The following is a 17,457-nucleotide window of genomic DNA, read 5'->3' on the forward strand; positions in this document are numbered from 1 at the left end:
TATCACACGCTAATAATTACTCGTATCGCAAGGGCAATAAATACGACTCCCAGTATTTTATCAAGCCACGGACTTTGCTTGGTAAAACCAAAGCGATTTTTTGAAACCTCTGTCAGTAACGCGACCAGCAAATACCAGCCGGTATCAATTACAAACACGGTTAAACACATAATTATACCCACGTTTAAAGTAAGTAGCTGAGGGTCTATAAATTGCGAGAACAAGGCTAAAAAGAAAATAGCGAGCTTGGGGTTTAAAAACGCAATAGCAAAGCCATCTTGTAAAGCTTGGCCAGCACTTACTTCACTTTTTTGTACTTCAAGTTCGTTATTGCTGGGTTTTGCTAGCAATATTTTTATACCTAAATATGCCAAATAGGCTGCGCCTAAATACACCAGTATTTGATAAACAGTCGGAAACTGCATCATTAAAGCGCCTAGCCCTAATAACGATGCACCTGCGTATAACCCAACACCTGTACCATGGCTGAGCGCGGCAAGCATTCCGTTTTTCATACTGCCGTTAAGTGAGTGCTTTAAAACCACCGCTAAACTTGGCCCTGGCGACATTGCGCCCATCATACAAATAGCCGCTAGGCTTAACCATACTGTAAATGTCATTTAAAACTCTTCATTTTCAATAAGTAATGTATAACCATGCACTTTCCCATAAAAGCCTGTCAATGGCACTGCGTTTACTACTTTCCAGCCATCTTGGTTTAATTCCTGTATGCGGTCATTCAGTGCGGCTATATCTACGCCACCCAAAAAACGGGTCTTTCTAAATTCGATTACTTTTTGCATTTTAATCCTTGTGTATCTTATACCAATTCGCTATTTAGTTGTTCTAAATGAGAATTTTTTAACGCAGGTAGCGACACGTTTAAGCCCGCAAAATGATTAAGTAATATTGCGGATTGGTATTATAAGGTGTATTCAAAATCGTAGTGGTGAATCCCTTGCTCAATACGTATTTTCATACTGCCCGTTAACCCTTCTAACTCATGAGTGCCTGAGTCGGGAATGACATTTAAAATTAGGCTGTCTTGACCTTTATCCATTGTACCAAAATGCTGTAGTACAAAGCTGCCTTTTTTACCTTCAAGCTCGCCTATTACTTGCTCTATGGCAACATAACCAGCACTGCCCTGCGTAGGAGTCATGGCGCTTAGCATTTCGCCTTGGCTGGTGGCATTTAAGCTACCTTTAAATGTTTTATCTATCGACATACGCCCTAAATTAACGCCGTTTTGGCCGCTTGCGTAGCCTTCTATAGGGGCTAGGTTTACATTAAATTCTCCACTTACGGTTGCAGTAGTCATAACGTTTCCTTATTGATGCTAATGTTTAAAAGTATTGATTTTTATTATCTTAGTGCCATATCTATACCTTAACCTTTAAAAAGAATCCACTATGTCAAAAACAAGCCCTAAGCCCGAAAAAGCCGCTTTTAGTAGTTTATTACCTATTTTTGCGTTTATTAAACCGTATAAATGGATTGTAGTGGCGGCACTTGGCGCCCTTTTAGTCACTGCTGGCGTTAACTTATCATTAGGGCAAGGCGTTAAATTTGTCATAGATCATGGTTTTATTGCAGGCTCCCAAGCCCAGTTACAACACGCTGTATTAGTGCTTATTGGTTTAATTAGTTTATTAGCCCTGGGCACCTTTAGCCGCTTTTATTTAATGTCGTGGATTGGCGAACGTGTTAGTAACGATATTCGCAAAGCGGTGTTTAATCGCATTGTTACCTTGCACCCAAGCTACTTTGAAGAAAACCGCAGTGGCGAGCTGATGTCGCGTTTAACAACCGACACCACCTTGCTGCAATCGATTATTGGCTCATCGTTTTCTATGGCACTGCGTAGCGCATTAATGTTGGTGGGCGGCTTAGTAATGCTGTTAGTGACTAACTTAAAGCTGACGCTCGTAGTTGTTGCTTGTGTGCCGCTGGTATTAGTGCCGATGATGGTATTTGGCAAAAAGGTTCGCAAACTTGCAAGTTCTAGCCAAGATGCAATAGCCGACATAAGCACCTATGCCGGCGAGATCATTCAAAATATTAAGGTAGTACAAAGCTATAGCCACGAACAGCGTGAGCAACAAGCCTTTGCACTTGAAACAGAAAAAGCCTTTAGCGTTGCCAAAAGTCGTATTAAACAGCGTTCTTTTTTAATTGCTGCGGTCATATTTTTAACCTTTAGTGCGATTAGCGTAATGCTCTGGGTGGGCGGTAGTGACGTACTGGCGGGCACTATGACCGGGGGTGAACTGGGTGCGTTTGTGTTTTATGCTATAATGGTGGCTATGTCGGTGGCAACCGTTGCAGAGGTTTACGGCGAGCTTCAACGAGCTGCTGGGGCGGCAGCGCGCCTACTTGAATTACTGGCCGTTAATAGTGAAATTAAAAATCCAGAAAACCCGCAAGACGCTCAACTACAAAATAATGCAGGTTTGCCTGCAATCTCGCTTGAAAATATTAGCTTTAATTATCCGTCTCGCCCTGATGTCAGTGCACTTAACAAAATAAGCTTAAGCATTTCGCAAGGTCAAACAGTGGCTATTGTTGGCCCCTCTGGCGCTGGTAAAACAACTTTATTTGAGCTACTTCAGCGCTTTTACGACCCAGCTCATGGCGCGATTAAATTTCATGACGTAAATATTAAAGACATATCGCTTACCACCCTGAGGAACAAAATGGGCACGGTGGCGCAAAACCCTATTTTATTTAGCTCAGATGTAATGCATAACATTCGTTACGGCAACCCAAACGCCACTGACGAGCAAGTTTATGCCGCCGCAAAACATGCCCACGCTGATGAATTTATTAAACAATTACCACAAGGTTATAACAGCTTTTTAGGTGAGCAAGGCGTAAGGCTATCGGGTGGACAAAAGCAGCGTATTGTATTGGCACGCGCTATTTTAAAAGACCCAGAAATACTGCTTTTAGATGAAGCAACCAGTGCACTCGATGCGCAAAGTGAGCACCACGTACAAGCCGCGCTTGAGCACTTAATGCAAAATCGCACAACGTTAATTATTGCCCATAGGCTGGCAACGGTTAAACATGCCGATGTGATTGTAGTTATGGAAAATGGGGAAATAAAAGCAACGGGGAGCCACCAGCAATTGCTAGCGAGCTCCCCTTTGTATCAGCGTCTTTGTGAATTGCAGTTCAACAAACACTAACCTTCTGTGTTTGGCACTATTTGAATTTCTACACGGCGGTTTTGAGCTCGGCCGTTGGCGCTATCGTTAGTGGCTATTGGGCGGGTTTCGCCGTAGCCTGTAGTGCTAATACGTGCAGCCATAATTTGCTGGTTCACTAAGTAATTTTTAACGCTTTGCGCACGCTCACGCGATAGGTTCATGTTGTAGCTATCTTTACCTGTGCTATCTGTGTGACCTTCTACGCTTAAGTAGGTTTTTTCGTACTTGTTCATTACTTTAGCAATAGCGTTTAGAGTATCGTTAAAACCTGATGAAATATAAGATTGGTCTGTCGCAAAGGTAATGTTAGATGGCATAACTAAACGTAAGTTATCGCCTTCACGTACAACTTCCACACCAGAGCCTGCTAGTTCATCACGAAACGCTTCTTCTTGCTTATCCATGTAATCACCTACAGCAGCACCGGCTAGTGCGCCAATAGCTGCACCAATAAAGATACGCTTGTCTTTATGATTACCCGTTGCTTTACCTAATACGCCACCTGCGGCGGCACCAATTGCGGCACCCTTGCCTGTGTTGTTCATTTCGCAACCACTTAGCAATACAGCTACTACGGTTACGCTTAAAAGTGATTTAGTTAAAGTCATGTGATGTCCTATTCATTAAGAATTATAAAGCGAGTATGCAAATACATGTATGAACAAACTATGAAGAGCATGTTAAAAGCAGTTCGCTTTATACCAATCCACTTAATTAAGTGGATTGGTATTATTTGTAGATTACGAATTAATGTATGCAATTAATAAAAGTGTCATACTCCTTTGTGACAATTTAATGAACCTTAAGGAGGATATGAGCTCAATGTTAGTCGCTATTTTTAGACAGTTTTTTTTACTTGGCTGCATGAGTTTTGGTGGCCCTGCCGCACATTTAGGCTATTTTAAACGCCACTTTGTAGATACATTAAATTGGTTAACCGATACTCGCTATGCCCAATTAATTAGTTTAAGCCAAGCATTGCCAGGGCCAGGCTCTAGCCAAGTTGGGTTTGCTATAGGCGTAGAACGAGCAGGCCTATTAGGGGGTATTACCGCATTTATTGCATTCACCCTCCCTTCTTTTTTAATCATGTTATTACTAGCTGTAAGTGCACATCAATTTGACGCTGTTTATTTTGCGGTTATTGCGGGATTAAAGTTATTTGCAGTGGTTATTGTGGCCGATGCCACGTTGGGCATGGCTAAAAGCTTTTGTACTAATTATGTTTTAAAGCTATTAGCATTACTAAGCACATTGGTGCTAATACTTATACCTATGCTGAGCACACAAATAGCTATTTTAGTTATTGCAGCCACCGTTGGCGCTATTTGGCCTATGCTCAAACTTGCTCAATCAAGTACCCCTAGTAGTAATAAAAGTAAGGTAAATTGGATTGCTTTAAGCATATTTGTACTCTTACTAGCTGTTAGCTTTATACCTTTAGGTCAAAATACCAATGTGTTTGCTGCTTTTTATCAGGCCGGTGCAATGGTGTTTGGTGGCGGACACGTTGTATTGCCAATACTACAAGCGGGCTTACCCACACTAAGCGACGATCAATTTTTAAGTGCATATGCCAGTGCTCAAGCAATTCCAGGCCCCATGTTTACAATAGCCACTTACCTAGGCGCGCAACTCACTACAGAGCAGCCATTAATAGGGGCCATAGTTGCAACCCTACTTATTTTTACACCGGGCTTTTTATTAATGCTGGCGTTTCAAAAAAGCTGGTTAAATTTGGCTAACAAACCTCGCTTTGCAAGCTCTATTGCGGCGCTTAACGCAGCCGTAGTGGGCTTTTTAGCGGCGGCGTTGTACTCACCTATTTGGACATCGGCCGTCCACAATCTATGGCAGGTTGCACTGGTTATTGCCGCTTTTGCATGGCTAAGAATGAAAAAGCCACCGATTTGGTGGCTATTAGCTTTATTTATTAGTGTGGGCCTTACTCAGTACTATTTGCCATTACTTTAAAAGTTGGCTTGTCGGTTTGCTGTGCATTAGGTGGGCTTAGTTGCCCGCTAACACTTTGATACGCTCTTAGGCCAAATACAGGCAACACTGCCAATAAGTGATCCATAATTTCGGCTTGTAAATGCTCGTAAGATATCCAGCGTTTATCTTCACTAAAGCAGTAAAACTCAATCGGCAAGCCATGGTTCATTGGTTGTAGCTCACGCACCATAAGCGTAAGTGAGGTATTTATTTTATTATGCTGCTTTAAATAGCCCTCGGCGTAGCGGCGAAACAAGCCTAAGTTAGAGACCGGATCAGGCAACGAGGCAACACGTATATATTCGTGCAGTGGTATTGCTGCATCTATTTGTTTTCTAAATTCATCACTCACTAAACAAATGCTATGCATGTCTATATTAAGCGAGCGCTTAATGCGTCGGCCACCAGACTCTTGCATTCCGCGCCAGTTTTTGAACGAGCCCGCTACCAACATATAAGTAGGAATAGTGGTAATGGTGTTATCCCAGTTACGCACTTTTACGGTGTTTAGGCCTAAATCTATTACTTCACCGTCGGCACCGTAGTTTTCTACTTGAATCCAATCACCGTAAGTAACTAATCGGTTTGCCGCAATTTGGATACTGGCTACAAAACCTAAAATAGTGTCTTTAAATACTAATAAAGTAACGGCGGCTATGGCACCAAAACCAGAGAGAATATAAGTAGGTGATTTTTCAAGCACTATGCTTACAATTAATATTGCACACACAATAAAAGTAATAAGCTTAACAACCTGCAATAGCCCCTGTATTGGCACTTCACGAGCAAAATCTAGCTGGTTATAAATGGCCCCAGCAATACTTACAATGCTGCTAAAAATAAAGCCTACATAAATAATTAATATACCTTGACCAATGGTTTTTAGTATTTCTGCACTGAGTTCATTAACAGGGTAAACACTGTCGAAGGTTGCTAAAAAAAGCACGCTACATAACATACCTGCTATGCGCTTATTCAATTTGGTGAGCAGCGGCGAAAGTAAGCCTATACGTTCAGGAGATAACTTAGTCACCACTTTTTGAATGCCCGGCAGCATTAATCGGCGAGTAAATAAATACACCACCAGCAAAGAAAGCACACCAATAGAGGCTGCAGTAATTGCACTTAAAAAATCTGCGTCGGGTACTTTTTCAAACCAAGGAGCAATTAACTCCTGCAGGTGGGTATTGGTCATAGTGTTTCTACTTCCTTACTAATGTGTGGCTCAGGTAAATCGTGTTGAGCATAAATACTGGTAAGTTGCGCGTCTTTAGCAACCCATAGCTCATTAACGTACTTTTGAAAACTGCTTCTAAATGCTTTGTCGTGTTGGTAACTACCTAACATCTGCTGGTTAATAGCCAACACATCAATAGAAACATAAATCGAATCAAGCTCGCCCTTTAAAATATTGCGACAAACATGGCTTGTGCTGCCGCTGTACACCACACTGGTATTTAACATGGCATCAAATTGCTCGCCTAGTACCTCAAGAGCGAAAGCAATACCACCTGCTTTGGGCTTTAATAAGTACTTAAACGGGCTTTGCTGTTGTGCATGTTTAGCAGGTGTGTAGCGGGTGCCCTCTACAAAATTGATAATGGTGGTGGGGTTATCTCTAAAGTTACGGCAACTGTGTTTGGTGCGCTCAACGTCTAACCCTTTTAATTTGGGGTTTTTAGCCAGCTGGGCTTTAGTAACGCGCTTCATAAAAGGCATACCCATAGCCCATGCGCCAGAGCCAATGAATGGTACGTACTTTAATTCATCTTTTAAAAAAAACTTTGGAGCTGGTAATACATTAATTGAACTAAGCACTACAATATCTAACCAGCTCATATGATTACAAATTAGTAAGTACCAACTTTGCGAGTTTACATCGCCGTTAATATTGATGTTTATATTAGCGCAGCCAAGCCATAAACCAAGCCTATTGCCATTACACCAGCCTCGGTACAGGCTGTGCAGCATAGCGTTAATTATAGATAAAGGCAGTAAAAGCTTTATTAGACCTAGTAGTAAAACTAAGGAGCCAAAAATAATTAAATTTGAAAAAAACACGCAGCCTACAATTAAGCCATTGAGCCAATTTGGTAACCACTTTTTTAGCATAATTGTAAGCCCATTTTGTTGCCTTATTATTTATGGTTTTGTTCGAGCTGCTGAATTGTTTGCTCTTTTTCTTCCCATAAACGGTTTAGTTCGCTTTGAAAGCCCACTCTAAACTCAGAGTCGCCAGTGTAATCACCAATCAACTCCTCGCTTACAGGGCGAATGTCTACATGCACATTAATTTGCTTCACTTTGCCACCGGCAAAGTCCATAAACGTAGGTATGCCATCGGGGTAATGGATTGTTACATTCACCACTTTAGAGATTTGCTCACCCATGGCTTGCATTACAAATGCAATCCCACCTGCTTTTGGTTTTAATAAATGTGGAAAAGGGCTGTTTTGACGTGCGTGTTTTTGCGTAGTAAAACGTGTACCTTCTACAAAGTTAACAATGCTTACTGGCATTTCTTTAAATTTTTCGCAGGCTTTACGGGTGGTTTCTATGTCCTTACCACGTAGCTTTGGGTTCTTTTTTAGCTGTGCTTTACTGGTACGGGTCATAAATGGAAAGTCGAGCGCCCACCAGCACACACCTAAAATTGGCACGTAAATAAGCTCTTTTTTTAAAAAAAAGTTTAAAAAAGGTATTTTTCGATTAAATACACGCTGCAGCACTAATATATCTACCCAGCTTTGATGATTAGCAATTACTAAGTACCAGTCTTTTAATTTGGTTTCTTCAAGTCCAGTCACATTAATTTTAGTTGGCGTGAATAAGCGTTGGTTAATGCTATTAACCGACACCCAAATAGTGGCACACTGCTTAGCAACCCAGCTTAAAAACTTTTGCATAGGTTTGATAGGGATTAATTTTAATAGCCCACAAATAAAAATAGGTAAAAACCAAATAAGTGTGTTTATTGTGTAAAGTAAAATACTAAATACACTACGAATTACTGACATTTATTTCTATTCCTTTAAACAATGCGCAGCAAACAACCGCGCTTTTAACACTGAGTATGTAAAGTTAATCTTCAAAGTAAGTATAACCTTCAAGGCCGGCATTTAGTTCAGCTAAATAGCCTGCTTTACACTGCTCAGACACTGCTAGCTTGTTGACCAATAGTTCAAAGTTTTGTGCCAAAATGGCGCTATCATAGTCAACAAACTTTAATACATCCTTAACGCTATCACCTTTTATAGCATTGGTTAACACATAGCCCTCATCGTTTAGCTCTACATGTACTGAATCTGTGTCGCCAAATAGGTTATGTAGGTCACCTAAAATTTCTTGGTAGGCCCCTACCATAAACATAGCTATATGGTATTGCTCACCGTGTTGGTATTCAGGTATAGGTAAACTGGTCTCTATGCCTGCACCCTCTACGTACTCACGGATTTGTCCGTCAGAATCACAGGTAATATCTTGAATAATCGCACGCTGTGTAAGTGGCTTATCTAGGTTTTCGATTGGCATAACCGGGAACAACTGCTCAATGCCCCATACATCAGGTAACGACTGAAACAGTGAAAAGTTAACAAATAGTTTGTCGGCTAACTTTTCGTGTAAATCGTCAAGTACCTCGCGGTGCGCACGCGCGTTATCGCTAAGTGATGCTCGCACTCGGTGCAAAATAGTAAAATATAACTGCTCTATTTTCGCCCACTCTAGCATGCTTACTAATCCATGCACGTATTGGTCATGGGCTTCGCTAAATAAGTGCATTGCATCGTGGTAAATCTCTAGCGCCATACGCGGGTTTAAACGCTGTAAACACTGCCACATTTCATCAAGTACTAACGCGCTATTTTGAAGTGGCGGCTCAGGGTTTGCATGATTGGGCGCTTTTTCTACGTCTATCACATCGGTAATTAACACCGCGTGGTGCGCTGTTAAAGCACGCCCTGATTCGGTAATAATGGCAGGGTGCGTTAAACTATGCTGATCGCACACCTCAGCAAAAGCGTTAACCACATTACGTGCGTATTCTTCAACGGTATAGTTCATCGAGCACGCACTACGTGAGCCTGAGCCTTCGTAATCTACGCCTAAGCCACCGCCTACATCAACGGTATTGAGCGGTACACCTAGCTGAGTAAGTTCAGCAAAGTGGCGTGCACATTCGCGCAGGGCGCGGTGTATGTCGCGTATATTGGCAATTTGGGAGCCAATATGAAAATGCACCATTTGCATTAAATGCAATTTATTATGCTTTTTAAGCACCTCAACAGCACTAAGCACTTGCCCTGCGGTTAAACCAAATTTACCTTTTTCGCCCCCGGTATTTTGCCATTTTCCTTTACCCACCGAGTTTAAGCGAATGCGTATACCAATGGCTGGCTCTATGCCAAGGTTATCTATTTCCTCAAGTAAAGTAGTGAGTTCTGATAATTTTTCGACTACTATTTTAACACTGTGCCCCATAGCTTGACCAATACAAGCTAAACGTAAAAATTCACTGTCCTTATAGCCATTGCACACAATAGTAATGGGTTTATCAGCTATGCCTAAAATTGCCATTAGCTCGGGTTTTGAGCCAGCCTCAAGGCCAACTAAACCACTTGGGTGCGCCAATAGCTTGCTTACCACAGAGCGCTGCTGATTAACCTTTATTGGGTATACACACGTATACTTGCCTTTGTACTCGCGGTTGCTTTGAGCAAGCGTAAATGCATTAGTGAGCGTATCTACGCGGTTTTTTAAAATATCGGTAAAGCGAACTAATACCGGTAAGGTTAAACCTTGCTGCTTAAATTGTTCTGTGAGCTGCGTTAAAGAAATCGCATTTTTAGATTGGTCGCCATCTGGGTAAGCAACCAGCTCGCCTTGTGCGTTAATATCAAAATAGCCATCGCTCCAATGAGCAACATTATATGTAGCGCGTGCTGTTTCTAAACCCCAACTCATGGCAACTCTTCTTTAATCAATTAGCTATAAAGGCGCATTTTAATACGTCACTATCCCCTACGCTAACAAAAATTGAACTTTAACTCGATACTGGCTAACTTTATTGGCTAAGCAGTTAAAATTTCATTGAGCAAAACGCAAAGCGCTGGCAAAATTGCCCCCTTTTCATACTCAACTTAAAAAGTGTAAAAGCAACTATGGCAAATTTAGATCAAAGTAAGTGGTTTACAGAAATTAGCGACCGTGATGGTAGCGCATTTTCATTGCGTATTAACAAAAAGTTGGATGAAAAACAGTCTCCTTTTCAAAAGGTAGAAATGTTCGAAACCACAGACTTTGGTAATTTAATGATCATCGATGGTTGCACCATGGTTAGCACTCGTGAAAACTTTTTTTATCATGAGATGATCAGCCACCCTGCACTTTTAGCGCACCCAAATCCTAAAAACGTGGTCATTATTGGCGGTGGCGATTGCGGTACATTACGTGAAGTTTTAAAACACCCAGGTGTAGAAACCGTAACGCAAATAGATATAGACGAAGTAGTAACGCAAATGTCGTTAAAATACTTCCCAGAGCTTTGTGCGTCTAACAACGATACACGCGCAACCGTTATGTTTGGTGATGGCATTAAATACATGCGCGAAGCTGCGAGCGAGTCTATTGATGTTGTTATTGTTGATGGCACAGACCCAGTAGGCCCAGGCGAGGGGTTATTTAACCACGCGTTTTACACGAGCTGCTTAAATGCACTTCGCCCGGGCGGTATTTTAGTGCAGCAAAGCGAATCACCATTAATGCATATGCCACTATTAGTAGAAATGCGTGAGGCTATGTTAAGTGTAGGCTTTAACGATTTACAAACACTGCCATTTCCACAGCCAATTTACCCAAGCGGTTTATGGTCGGTAACGCTTGCTCGTAAATCACAAGCATTTTATGGCTTTAGAGAAGCCGATGCAGAGCAAGTTGCACAGCAAAGCGAATACTACAACAGCGGTATTCATCATGGCGCACTTGCTACACCAAACTTTATGAAACGCGCATTTGATAAAAAATAAACACTAAGGGAGCCTATAAAGCTCCCTTTTTTAACATCTATTTTTTAAAATCGCCTTAGTTAAAAGCGCCATTGTGCGTTAGCCATAAGTTGCTGCTGCGATATTCGCTGAGCAAACCCACTACCCGGCCTATTTTGTACAAAGCTATGCAGCGCTGAACCCTCAACACCTATTTGTACCGTATCGGTTAATTGGTAACGCCACGTAGCTGTTAAGCCTTCGCCGTGGCTGGCGTTAGGGTCAAACGCGGTGGTGTCATCGTCATCTACTTTAAAATAGTCATACCTAAGCGATAACCTATGCTTACCCGCCTTATGGCTAAGCATTAAATAATGGCTAAAAAAACGGTTATAAATAAGCTTATTAGCGCCCATTTCAGTTTTACCATCGAGTAGCTGGGCAATAAAACGGGTTTTTCCTGTCAATTTATATAACCACGCTAAGCTGCTAAAACGAGTATGCCAAGCGTATTGACCGGTTGTGCGATTAAAAATGCTCGGATCGGCGTTATTATCATAATAATAAAACCTAAACTGCGAGCGCTTTAAATAATCCCAATGCACACCGGCGTAATAGCCAAAACGACCATCAACTTCTTCAAAAGGCAGTACTTGGTTAGCTTGCCAGCGTAATTCGTCGCTATTTAATGCCGCAATAGGTGCAAATTGTACACTTTCGTTAAAGGTTGTTTGCCTATCGTGCAATGCAAATCCGCGCCACGAAAGTAACGTCCCTGTTGGGTCGTTTCCTTTGTAAATAGCAGCACTCACACTAAAGCTGTGCTTAGAATTAAAACGTTTTCCGGGGCGCTTAATACTAAGCTCACCACCGACAGTGCGAAGTTCTTCGCCTATCCAGCTATTAATGGCCGAGTTTGTATAGTTATAGGGTGAAGTCCAGCCTATATCGGGGTTTTCTAGCGACATACTAGGATAAAACCCACCGAGCTTTACATGCCATTTATAACGGCTGTTTACTAACGGCTGATACTGTAAATACGCTTGGCTTAAACCTAAAGTAGTTTTCGGCTCTTGATTGGCATTAACAACGGCATGTGCGCGCCAAGCACTACTTAATTCGGCCTTAAAGTCTATAATTCCTTGCGATAACAAAATGCTATCACTGCTATCCCCATGGCGATATAAACCAATACCGCCATCTTGAAAGCTTTGTGTATCATCGCTTGCAACCGCACGTACCTGAATAAGCCCATTAACTTGCGAAAAAGCCGGTAGGCTCATAAAAAGTAAACTAAGTATTACTGTATTTTTGCGCTTAATAGTCATCGAATTCATCCGTAGCAAAGTCTATTTGCTCGGCTATGGCCTGCTTTACGGTGTAGTGTATAGGTGACTCGCTCACATTAACGCTGTGGGTTTCTACGTTGCTTATATCGCTAAAGCCAGAATGCCATACGCTCATGCTGTATTGCCCATTAGGGGCAGTTAAATTAACCACACCGTTGTCGTCGGTAATTGCAAAAACGGTGCTATCAACCACCACAATATAGCCTAGCATCCAGTCATGAATATTACAGCCAAGTTCAACCACCCCTGTTTGATCAAACGTTATGGGCGCTTTAGGTTGCTCTTTGTAAAGTTTCAACTCAAAGGTTTTAGCTTTAGAAAACGAATAAACATGGTGCATAATAGAGTCGGCATTAGGAAACTCTACCTTTGCATTTTGCGGAACCACTAACGTATGCGGCGTAAACTCGCGGTTTTTTTGGCTCATTGCATAGGTTTTACTTGCTTGGTTACTAGCTTCAATGGGCGCTCCGCTTAGCCACACTACCGCATTTGCTAAAGGCTGATTATTGGCATTTTTTATAGTTATTGTTGTTGCTGCTACGCAAGTACTCATACTTAGCAGTAATATACTGAGTAAGGGTTTTATCATGGGGCTAATCGCTATTATCAATTTGTTTACATTATAGACCGATTAAACCGTTAAATTCTTTCTATTTTTTAAAACATTGAATACGTATGTAGACAGTCGTATTAACAACTCAGTGCCATTATCCTTAAAGGTCACCACCGACTCATCAAAGGACACACAATGAGAACATCCGCACTTTTACTACTGGCGTTTGCTGGCAATAGCTTTGCACAAACCGCTGTAGTTGAATCACCTAATTCACAAATAAAAGTGACTATTTCAGATGAAAATAGCACACCCAGCTACGCTATTAGCTTTAAAAACAAACCCGCTATAAACGCATCGCGCCTGGGTTTTGAATTTAAAACCCAAGCGGCATTTAGCGATGGTTTTAAAATTACCCATGTTAAGCAGCAAAGCGTAAATACCCAGTGGCAACAACCTTGGGGCGAGCGACAAACGGTTACTGATAAACACAACGAAGTTGCGGTTACGTTTACAAAAAACGAGCCTAATGGGGCAGCCTACACAGTGCGCTTTAGAGCTTTTGATAGTGGCGTTGGGTTTAGATACGAAGTGCCAAAACAAGCAGGCTTTGAGCAAACACACATTACCAAAGAGCTCACCGAGTTTGTCATTAACAATAACAACAATGCCACCGCCTGGTGGATACCCGCCCGCGGTTGGAACCGATACGAATACGTTTACAACACGACCGCATTAAATGACGTCCCCCTTGCGCATACGCCGTTCACCTTAAAAACCAATGACGGTACCCATATAAGCATTCATGAAGCAGCCTTAGTTGATTACGCAGGTATGGTGCTTAATCAGCGCCGCCCAGGCACTTTTAATGCCGATTTAACACCGTGGTCAGACGGCATTGCTGTTAAAAAGCAAGGGGCGTTTAATACCCCTTGGCGCACCATTCAAATTGCCGACAGCGCGGTTGGCTTAGTCAATTCAGACATAATATTAAATTTAAACGAGCCTAATAAACTCGGTGATGTATCGTGGGTAAAACCTGGTAAATACGTGGGTATTTGGTGGGGCATGCATATAAACACGCAAACCTGGGGCAGCGGCGAAAAGCACGGTGCCACCACACAAACCACCAAATACTACATGGACTTTGCCGCAGAATATGGCTTTGATGGCGTACTAGTAGAAGGCTGGAACATAGGTTGGGACGGTGACTGGTTTTTTAATGGCGATGTATTTAGTTTTACACAACCCTACGACGACTTTGATATAGCGGCCCTTACTCAATATGGCAAACAAAAAGGCGTGCAGTTAATTGGCCACCACGAAACATCGGGTAATGTAAGTAACTATCGCGACCAAATGGACGAGGCCTTTGCCCTTTACGAAAAATCAAATGTAAGCCAAGTTAAAACGGGTTATGTGGCCGACGGCGGTAATATAAAGCGCATAGACGAAAACGGCATTGCCCGTCATGAGTGGCACGATGGCCAATTTATGGTTAACGAGTACCTGTACAACGTAAAGCTGGCTGCTAAACATAAAATTAGTATTAACACCCACGAGCCAATAAAAGACACCGGCCTGCGTCGTACCTACCCAAATTGGATTGCCCGCGAAGGGGCACGCGGCCAAGAGTTTAATGCATGGGGCACGCCACCTAACCCACCAGAGCATATTCCTATGCTGGCGTTTACCCGTATGCTGGCAGGGCCTATGGACTTTACCCCAGGTATTTTTGATATGAGTTTTAATGGCTTAGGCGATAATACAAACCGCCCGCAAACAACGCTTGCCAAGCAGCTTGCACTGTATGTAGTGCTATATAGTCCGATTCAAATGGCCGCCGACTTACCTAAAAACTATTTAGCTAAGCCTGATGCATTTCAATTTATTCAAGACGTACCCACCGATTGGCAGCAAAGCATTGCGCTTGATGGCGAAGTGGGCGATTTTATTGTATTTGCCCGTAAAGAGCGCAAACGCGATAAATACTCAGGAAACGACTGGTATTTAGGCGCCGTAACCGATGAAAAAGCCCGTACTATTGAGGTAAAACTCGACTTTTTAGAAAAGGGTAAAAAGTTTGAAGCGCAGATATACCAAGACGGTAAAAACGCTGAATGGAAAAACAATCCGTACGATTTAGATATCGAAAAGCGCATAGTTAGCGCAAACGACAAGCTAACGTTAAAACTAGCAACAAGTGGTGGTACAGCAATCCGCTTTAAAGCACTTTAAGTTTTAACGCTATTAAAGTTATTAAAATAGCCAACTCTGCACAGCTTACTGTGCAGAGTTTTGTATTTTTATCGGTAAATAAATTTGTGCACTTAGGCCACCCTCTGGGCGGTTTTCAAGCTTAACTTTACCATCGTGCATATCAATAATACGCTTAATAATGGCAAGGCCTAAACCACTACCTTCGCTGCCACGCGCTGCATCTCCTTGCTTAAAGGGCTCGAACACCGATTCAAGTTCGCTTTCTGGAATGCCTGGCCCGTTATCGTTTACCGCTATCACAACGTATTTTTTGTTTGAATTAAAGTAGCTTAAAACTTCTATGTCGCCGTCAGAATAACGCAGCGCATTTTCAATCATGTTAGTAATTACACGTTTAATAGCCACACTGCTTAACGGAACAAGTCCCACGCTAGGGTTACCTTTAAAGGTAATAACACGCTGATGTTTAAGCTCACAATTAACCACTTCAGACACGAGTGCGTTTATATCTTCGCAAACAAGCTCATCTGTTTTGTGGTGGCGTAAATACTCAATAAATTGATCGATAATGCCGTTCATATCTTCAATATCGTATATGATGCCCTCGCGAAGGTAGTCATCCTCATCGCTCATCATTTCGGTTGCAAGACGAATACGAGTTAGCGGGGTACGTAAATCATGAGAAACACCAGCCATGAGTAAACGGCGGTCGTTTTCAAGAGCGGCAATGCCACGCGACATCTGGTTAAATGCACGGGTCACTTCGATTACTTCACTGGAGCCCTCTTCTTCAAGCTTAGAGCTAAAATCGCCCTTACCTACTTTCATAGCAGCTTGCTGCAACGCCTTTAATGGCCGGTTCAAGTGCCTCGCAAATAGCCAGCCGCCTAATACACTTAAAAAACCAATACTTGATAAGTAAAAGGTTAAAAATTCGAGATTGTTTTCTTGATACCCGCTAAGCGGTACTTTTACCCAATACCCCGGCGCTTGCGGCGCTTCTACCCAATAAATCAGTGGGTCGGTTTGGCTAATGCGCACCCGCGCCGAGCCATTTAATTGCTCAGACATACTACGCGACAGCATCGAGTACTCTCGGGTTTGACCAAGCCCTTGGCGCATTGCCTCGCGCTGCGTCATCACTTCTATACCAGTAATTTCAAAAAATTTTTCAGATACTTCGTCGTTTATTTCTACGCCATCTTCCCAGTCTATAAACACCGTTTTAATTTGCTTTGCAAGCATAAGGTTTACTTGCTCTATGGTCGGTTTTACAACGTAAAAGCTTACCGTAACATAGGACACTATTTGGTTAATTAGCAGTAAAGCGGCCACTAAAAATACAGTTTGTCCAAACGCACTTCGCGGAAAAAATCCCATATAAACTACTTTTCACCGTCAGGAACAAACACATAACCTAAACCCCAAACCGTTTGAATATAGCGCGGGTTGGCGGCATCTACTTCAATCATGCGGCGAAGTCGCGAAACCTGCACGTCTATACTGCGCTCAAGGGCGCTGTAATCCCGCCCTCGAGCAAGGTTCATTAGTTTATCACGGCTCAGTGGCTCGCGCGGGTGCGATACAAGGGCTTTAAGCACGGCAAATTCTCCGCTGGTGAGCGAAATGGTTTTATCGCCTTCACTCATTTCACGGGTGGCTAAGTTAAGTGTAAATTGGCCAAACACAATAAGGTTTTCTTCTGCTGCGGGTGCGCCCGGCACTTCTTTAGCACGGCGACGTAAAATAGCTTTAATGCGAGCCAGTAATTCGCGCGGATTAAACGGTTTAGGGATGTAGTCATCTGCGCCTAGCTCCAAACCAATAATACGGTCGACCTCATCGCCTTTTGCTGTCAGCATCACAATAGGAATTTCGTTTTCTTTTTGGCGTAGCCGGCGGCAAATTGATAAGCCATCTTCGCCTGGTAGCATTAAATCAAGCACCATTAAGTGAAAGTTTTCTCGCTCAATGAGTCTATCCATTTGCTCTGAGTTTGCGGCGGTTCTAACAATAAACCCCTGCTCTACTAAATAACGCTCTAGTAAGCTGCGCAGGCGCATATCGTCATCAACAACTAATACTTTTGTGGTTTCGTGTCCCATTGTTTGTTTCTTATTTTTATCTCCAATTAATAGTTAATA

The 17,457-nt window shown here is 42.4% G+C and carries 16 protein-coding genes; 4 read left to right on the top strand and 12 right to left on the bottom strand.

The features are described 5' to 3' along the window. Positions 1–2: 2 nt before the first annotated feature. The 3 genes from AN393_RS09940 to AN393_RS09950 all read right to left on the bottom strand — a co-directional run bounded on the left by AN393_RS09940 (position 3) and on the right by AN393_RS09950 (position 1,321). Positions 3–620, bottom strand: coding sequence for a LysE family translocator (locus tag AN393_RS09940; protein WP_055015430.1), 618 nt, complete (start codon positions 618–620; stop codon positions 3–5). Then, positions 621–803 (bottom strand): hypothetical protein, encoded by a 183-nt coding sequence (locus AN393_RS09945; protein ID WP_055017961.1) that lies wholly within the window; start codon positions 801–803, stop codon positions 621–623. It abuts the gene before it with no gap. 119 nt (positions 804–922) lie between these two features. Further along, positions 923–1,321: a DUF3224 domain-containing protein gene (locus tag AN393_RS09950; protein ID WP_055017962.1), complete on the bottom strand. Its 399-nt coding sequence runs from the start codon at positions 1,319–1,321 to the stop codon at positions 923–925. 91 nt (positions 1,322–1,412) lie between these two features. On the opposite strand from AN393_RS09950, the gene AN393_RS09955 reads away from it, so the two are divergent. Beyond that, complete coding sequence (locus tag AN393_RS09955) at positions 1,413–3,191, top strand: ABC transporter transmembrane domain-containing protein (RefSeq protein WP_055015433.1); 1,779 nt, start codon at positions 1,413–1,415, stop codon at positions 3,189–3,191. Here the strand turns inward: AN393_RS09955 and AN393_RS09960 are convergent. Continuing rightward, positions 3,188–3,820 (bottom strand): OmpA family protein, encoded by a 633-nt coding sequence (locus AN393_RS09960; RefSeq protein WP_004587548.1) that lies wholly within the window; start codon positions 3,818–3,820, stop codon positions 3,188–3,190. The genes AN393_RS09955 and AN393_RS09960 overlap by 4 nt on opposite strands. 214 nt (positions 3,821–4,034) lie before the next feature. Between AN393_RS09960 and chrA the strand changes: the two genes are divergently transcribed. Further along, positions 4,035–5,186 (top strand): chromate efflux transporter, encoded by a 1,152-nt coding sequence (chrA, locus tag AN393_RS09965; RefSeq protein WP_055017997.1) that lies wholly within the window; start codon positions 4,035–4,037, stop codon positions 5,184–5,186. On the opposite strand, the gene AN393_RS09970 is transcribed toward chrA, so the two are convergent. The 4 genes from AN393_RS09970 to speA all read right to left on the bottom strand — a co-directional run bounded on the left by AN393_RS09970 (position 5,158) and on the right by speA (position 10,169). After that, entirely contained in the window at positions 5,158–6,402 is a 1,245-nt protein-coding gene (locus AN393_RS09970; RefSeq protein ID WP_055015434.1) for a mechanosensitive ion channel family protein, read from the bottom strand. The genes chrA and AN393_RS09970 overlap by 29 nt on opposite strands. Further along, entirely contained in the window at positions 6,399–7,319 is a 921-nt protein-coding gene (locus tag AN393_RS09975) for an acetyltransferase (protein WP_055015435.1), read from the bottom strand. The genes AN393_RS09970 and AN393_RS09975 overlap by 4 nt, the downstream gene beginning before the upstream one ends. 26 nt (positions 7,320–7,345) lie before the next feature. Next, positions 7,346–8,224 carry an acyltransferase gene (locus tag AN393_RS09980; protein WP_055015436.1) on the bottom strand — a complete coding sequence of 293 codons (879 nt, stop codon included), beginning with the start codon at positions 8,222–8,224 and terminating at the stop codon, positions 7,346–7,348. A gap of 64 nt (positions 8,225–8,288) precedes the next feature. After that, the gene (speA, locus tag AN393_RS09985; RefSeq protein ID WP_055015437.1) at positions 8,289–10,169 is read right to left on the bottom strand and encodes a biosynthetic arginine decarboxylase; all 1,881 of its coding nucleotides are present in this window, start codon (positions 10,167–10,169) and stop codon (positions 8,289–8,291) included. Positions 10,170–10,366: 197 nt separating this feature from the next. Here speA and speE point away from each other — a divergent pair, with 197 nt between their 5' ends. Continuing rightward, entirely contained in the window at positions 10,367–11,230 is an 864-nt protein-coding gene (gene speE / locus AN393_RS09990) for a polyamine aminopropyltransferase (protein WP_055015438.1), read from the top strand. Between the two features lie 59 nt (positions 11,231–11,289). Here speE and AN393_RS09995 read toward each other — a convergent pair whose 3' ends face one another. Beyond that, positions 11,290–12,516 carry a hypothetical protein gene (locus tag AN393_RS09995; RefSeq protein ID WP_055015439.1) on the bottom strand — a complete coding sequence of 409 codons (1,227 nt, stop codon included), beginning with the start codon at positions 12,514–12,516 and terminating at the stop codon, positions 11,290–11,292. Continuing rightward, the gene (locus AN393_RS10000) at positions 12,506–13,129 is read right to left on the bottom strand and encodes a methylamine utilization protein (protein WP_055015440.1); all 624 of its coding nucleotides are present in this window, start codon (positions 13,127–13,129) and stop codon (positions 12,506–12,508) included. The genes AN393_RS09995 and AN393_RS10000 overlap by 11 nt, the downstream gene beginning before the upstream one ends. 159 nt (positions 13,130–13,288) lie before the next feature. Between AN393_RS10000 and AN393_RS10005 the strand changes: the two genes are divergently transcribed. Then, the gene (locus tag AN393_RS10005; RefSeq protein WP_055017963.1) at positions 13,289–15,331 is read left to right on the top strand and encodes a glycoside hydrolase family 97 protein; all 2,043 of its coding nucleotides are present in this window, start codon (positions 13,289–13,291) and stop codon (positions 15,329–15,331) included. A 45-nt stretch (positions 15,332–15,376) separates the two neighbouring features. Here the strand turns inward: AN393_RS10005 and envZ are convergent, their stop codons facing one another. Both envZ and ompR read right to left on the bottom strand, forming a co-directional pair. Beyond that, positions 15,377–16,693, bottom strand: a complete 1,317-nt coding sequence (envZ, locus tag AN393_RS10010) for a two-component system sensor histidine kinase EnvZ (protein ID WP_055015442.1) — start codon at positions 16,691–16,693, stop codon at positions 15,377–15,379. 5 nt (positions 16,694–16,698) lie between these two features. Continuing rightward, positions 16,699–17,418, bottom strand: coding sequence for a two-component system response regulator OmpR (gene ompR, locus AN393_RS10015; RefSeq protein WP_055015443.1), 720 nt, complete (start codon positions 17,416–17,418; stop codon positions 16,699–16,701). Positions 17,419–17,457: the final 39 nt, after the last annotated feature.

This window comes from Pseudoalteromonas sp. P1-25 (assembly GCF_001401805.1).
GTDB lineage: Bacteria > Pseudomonadota > Gammaproteobacteria > Enterobacterales > Alteromonadaceae > Pseudoalteromonas.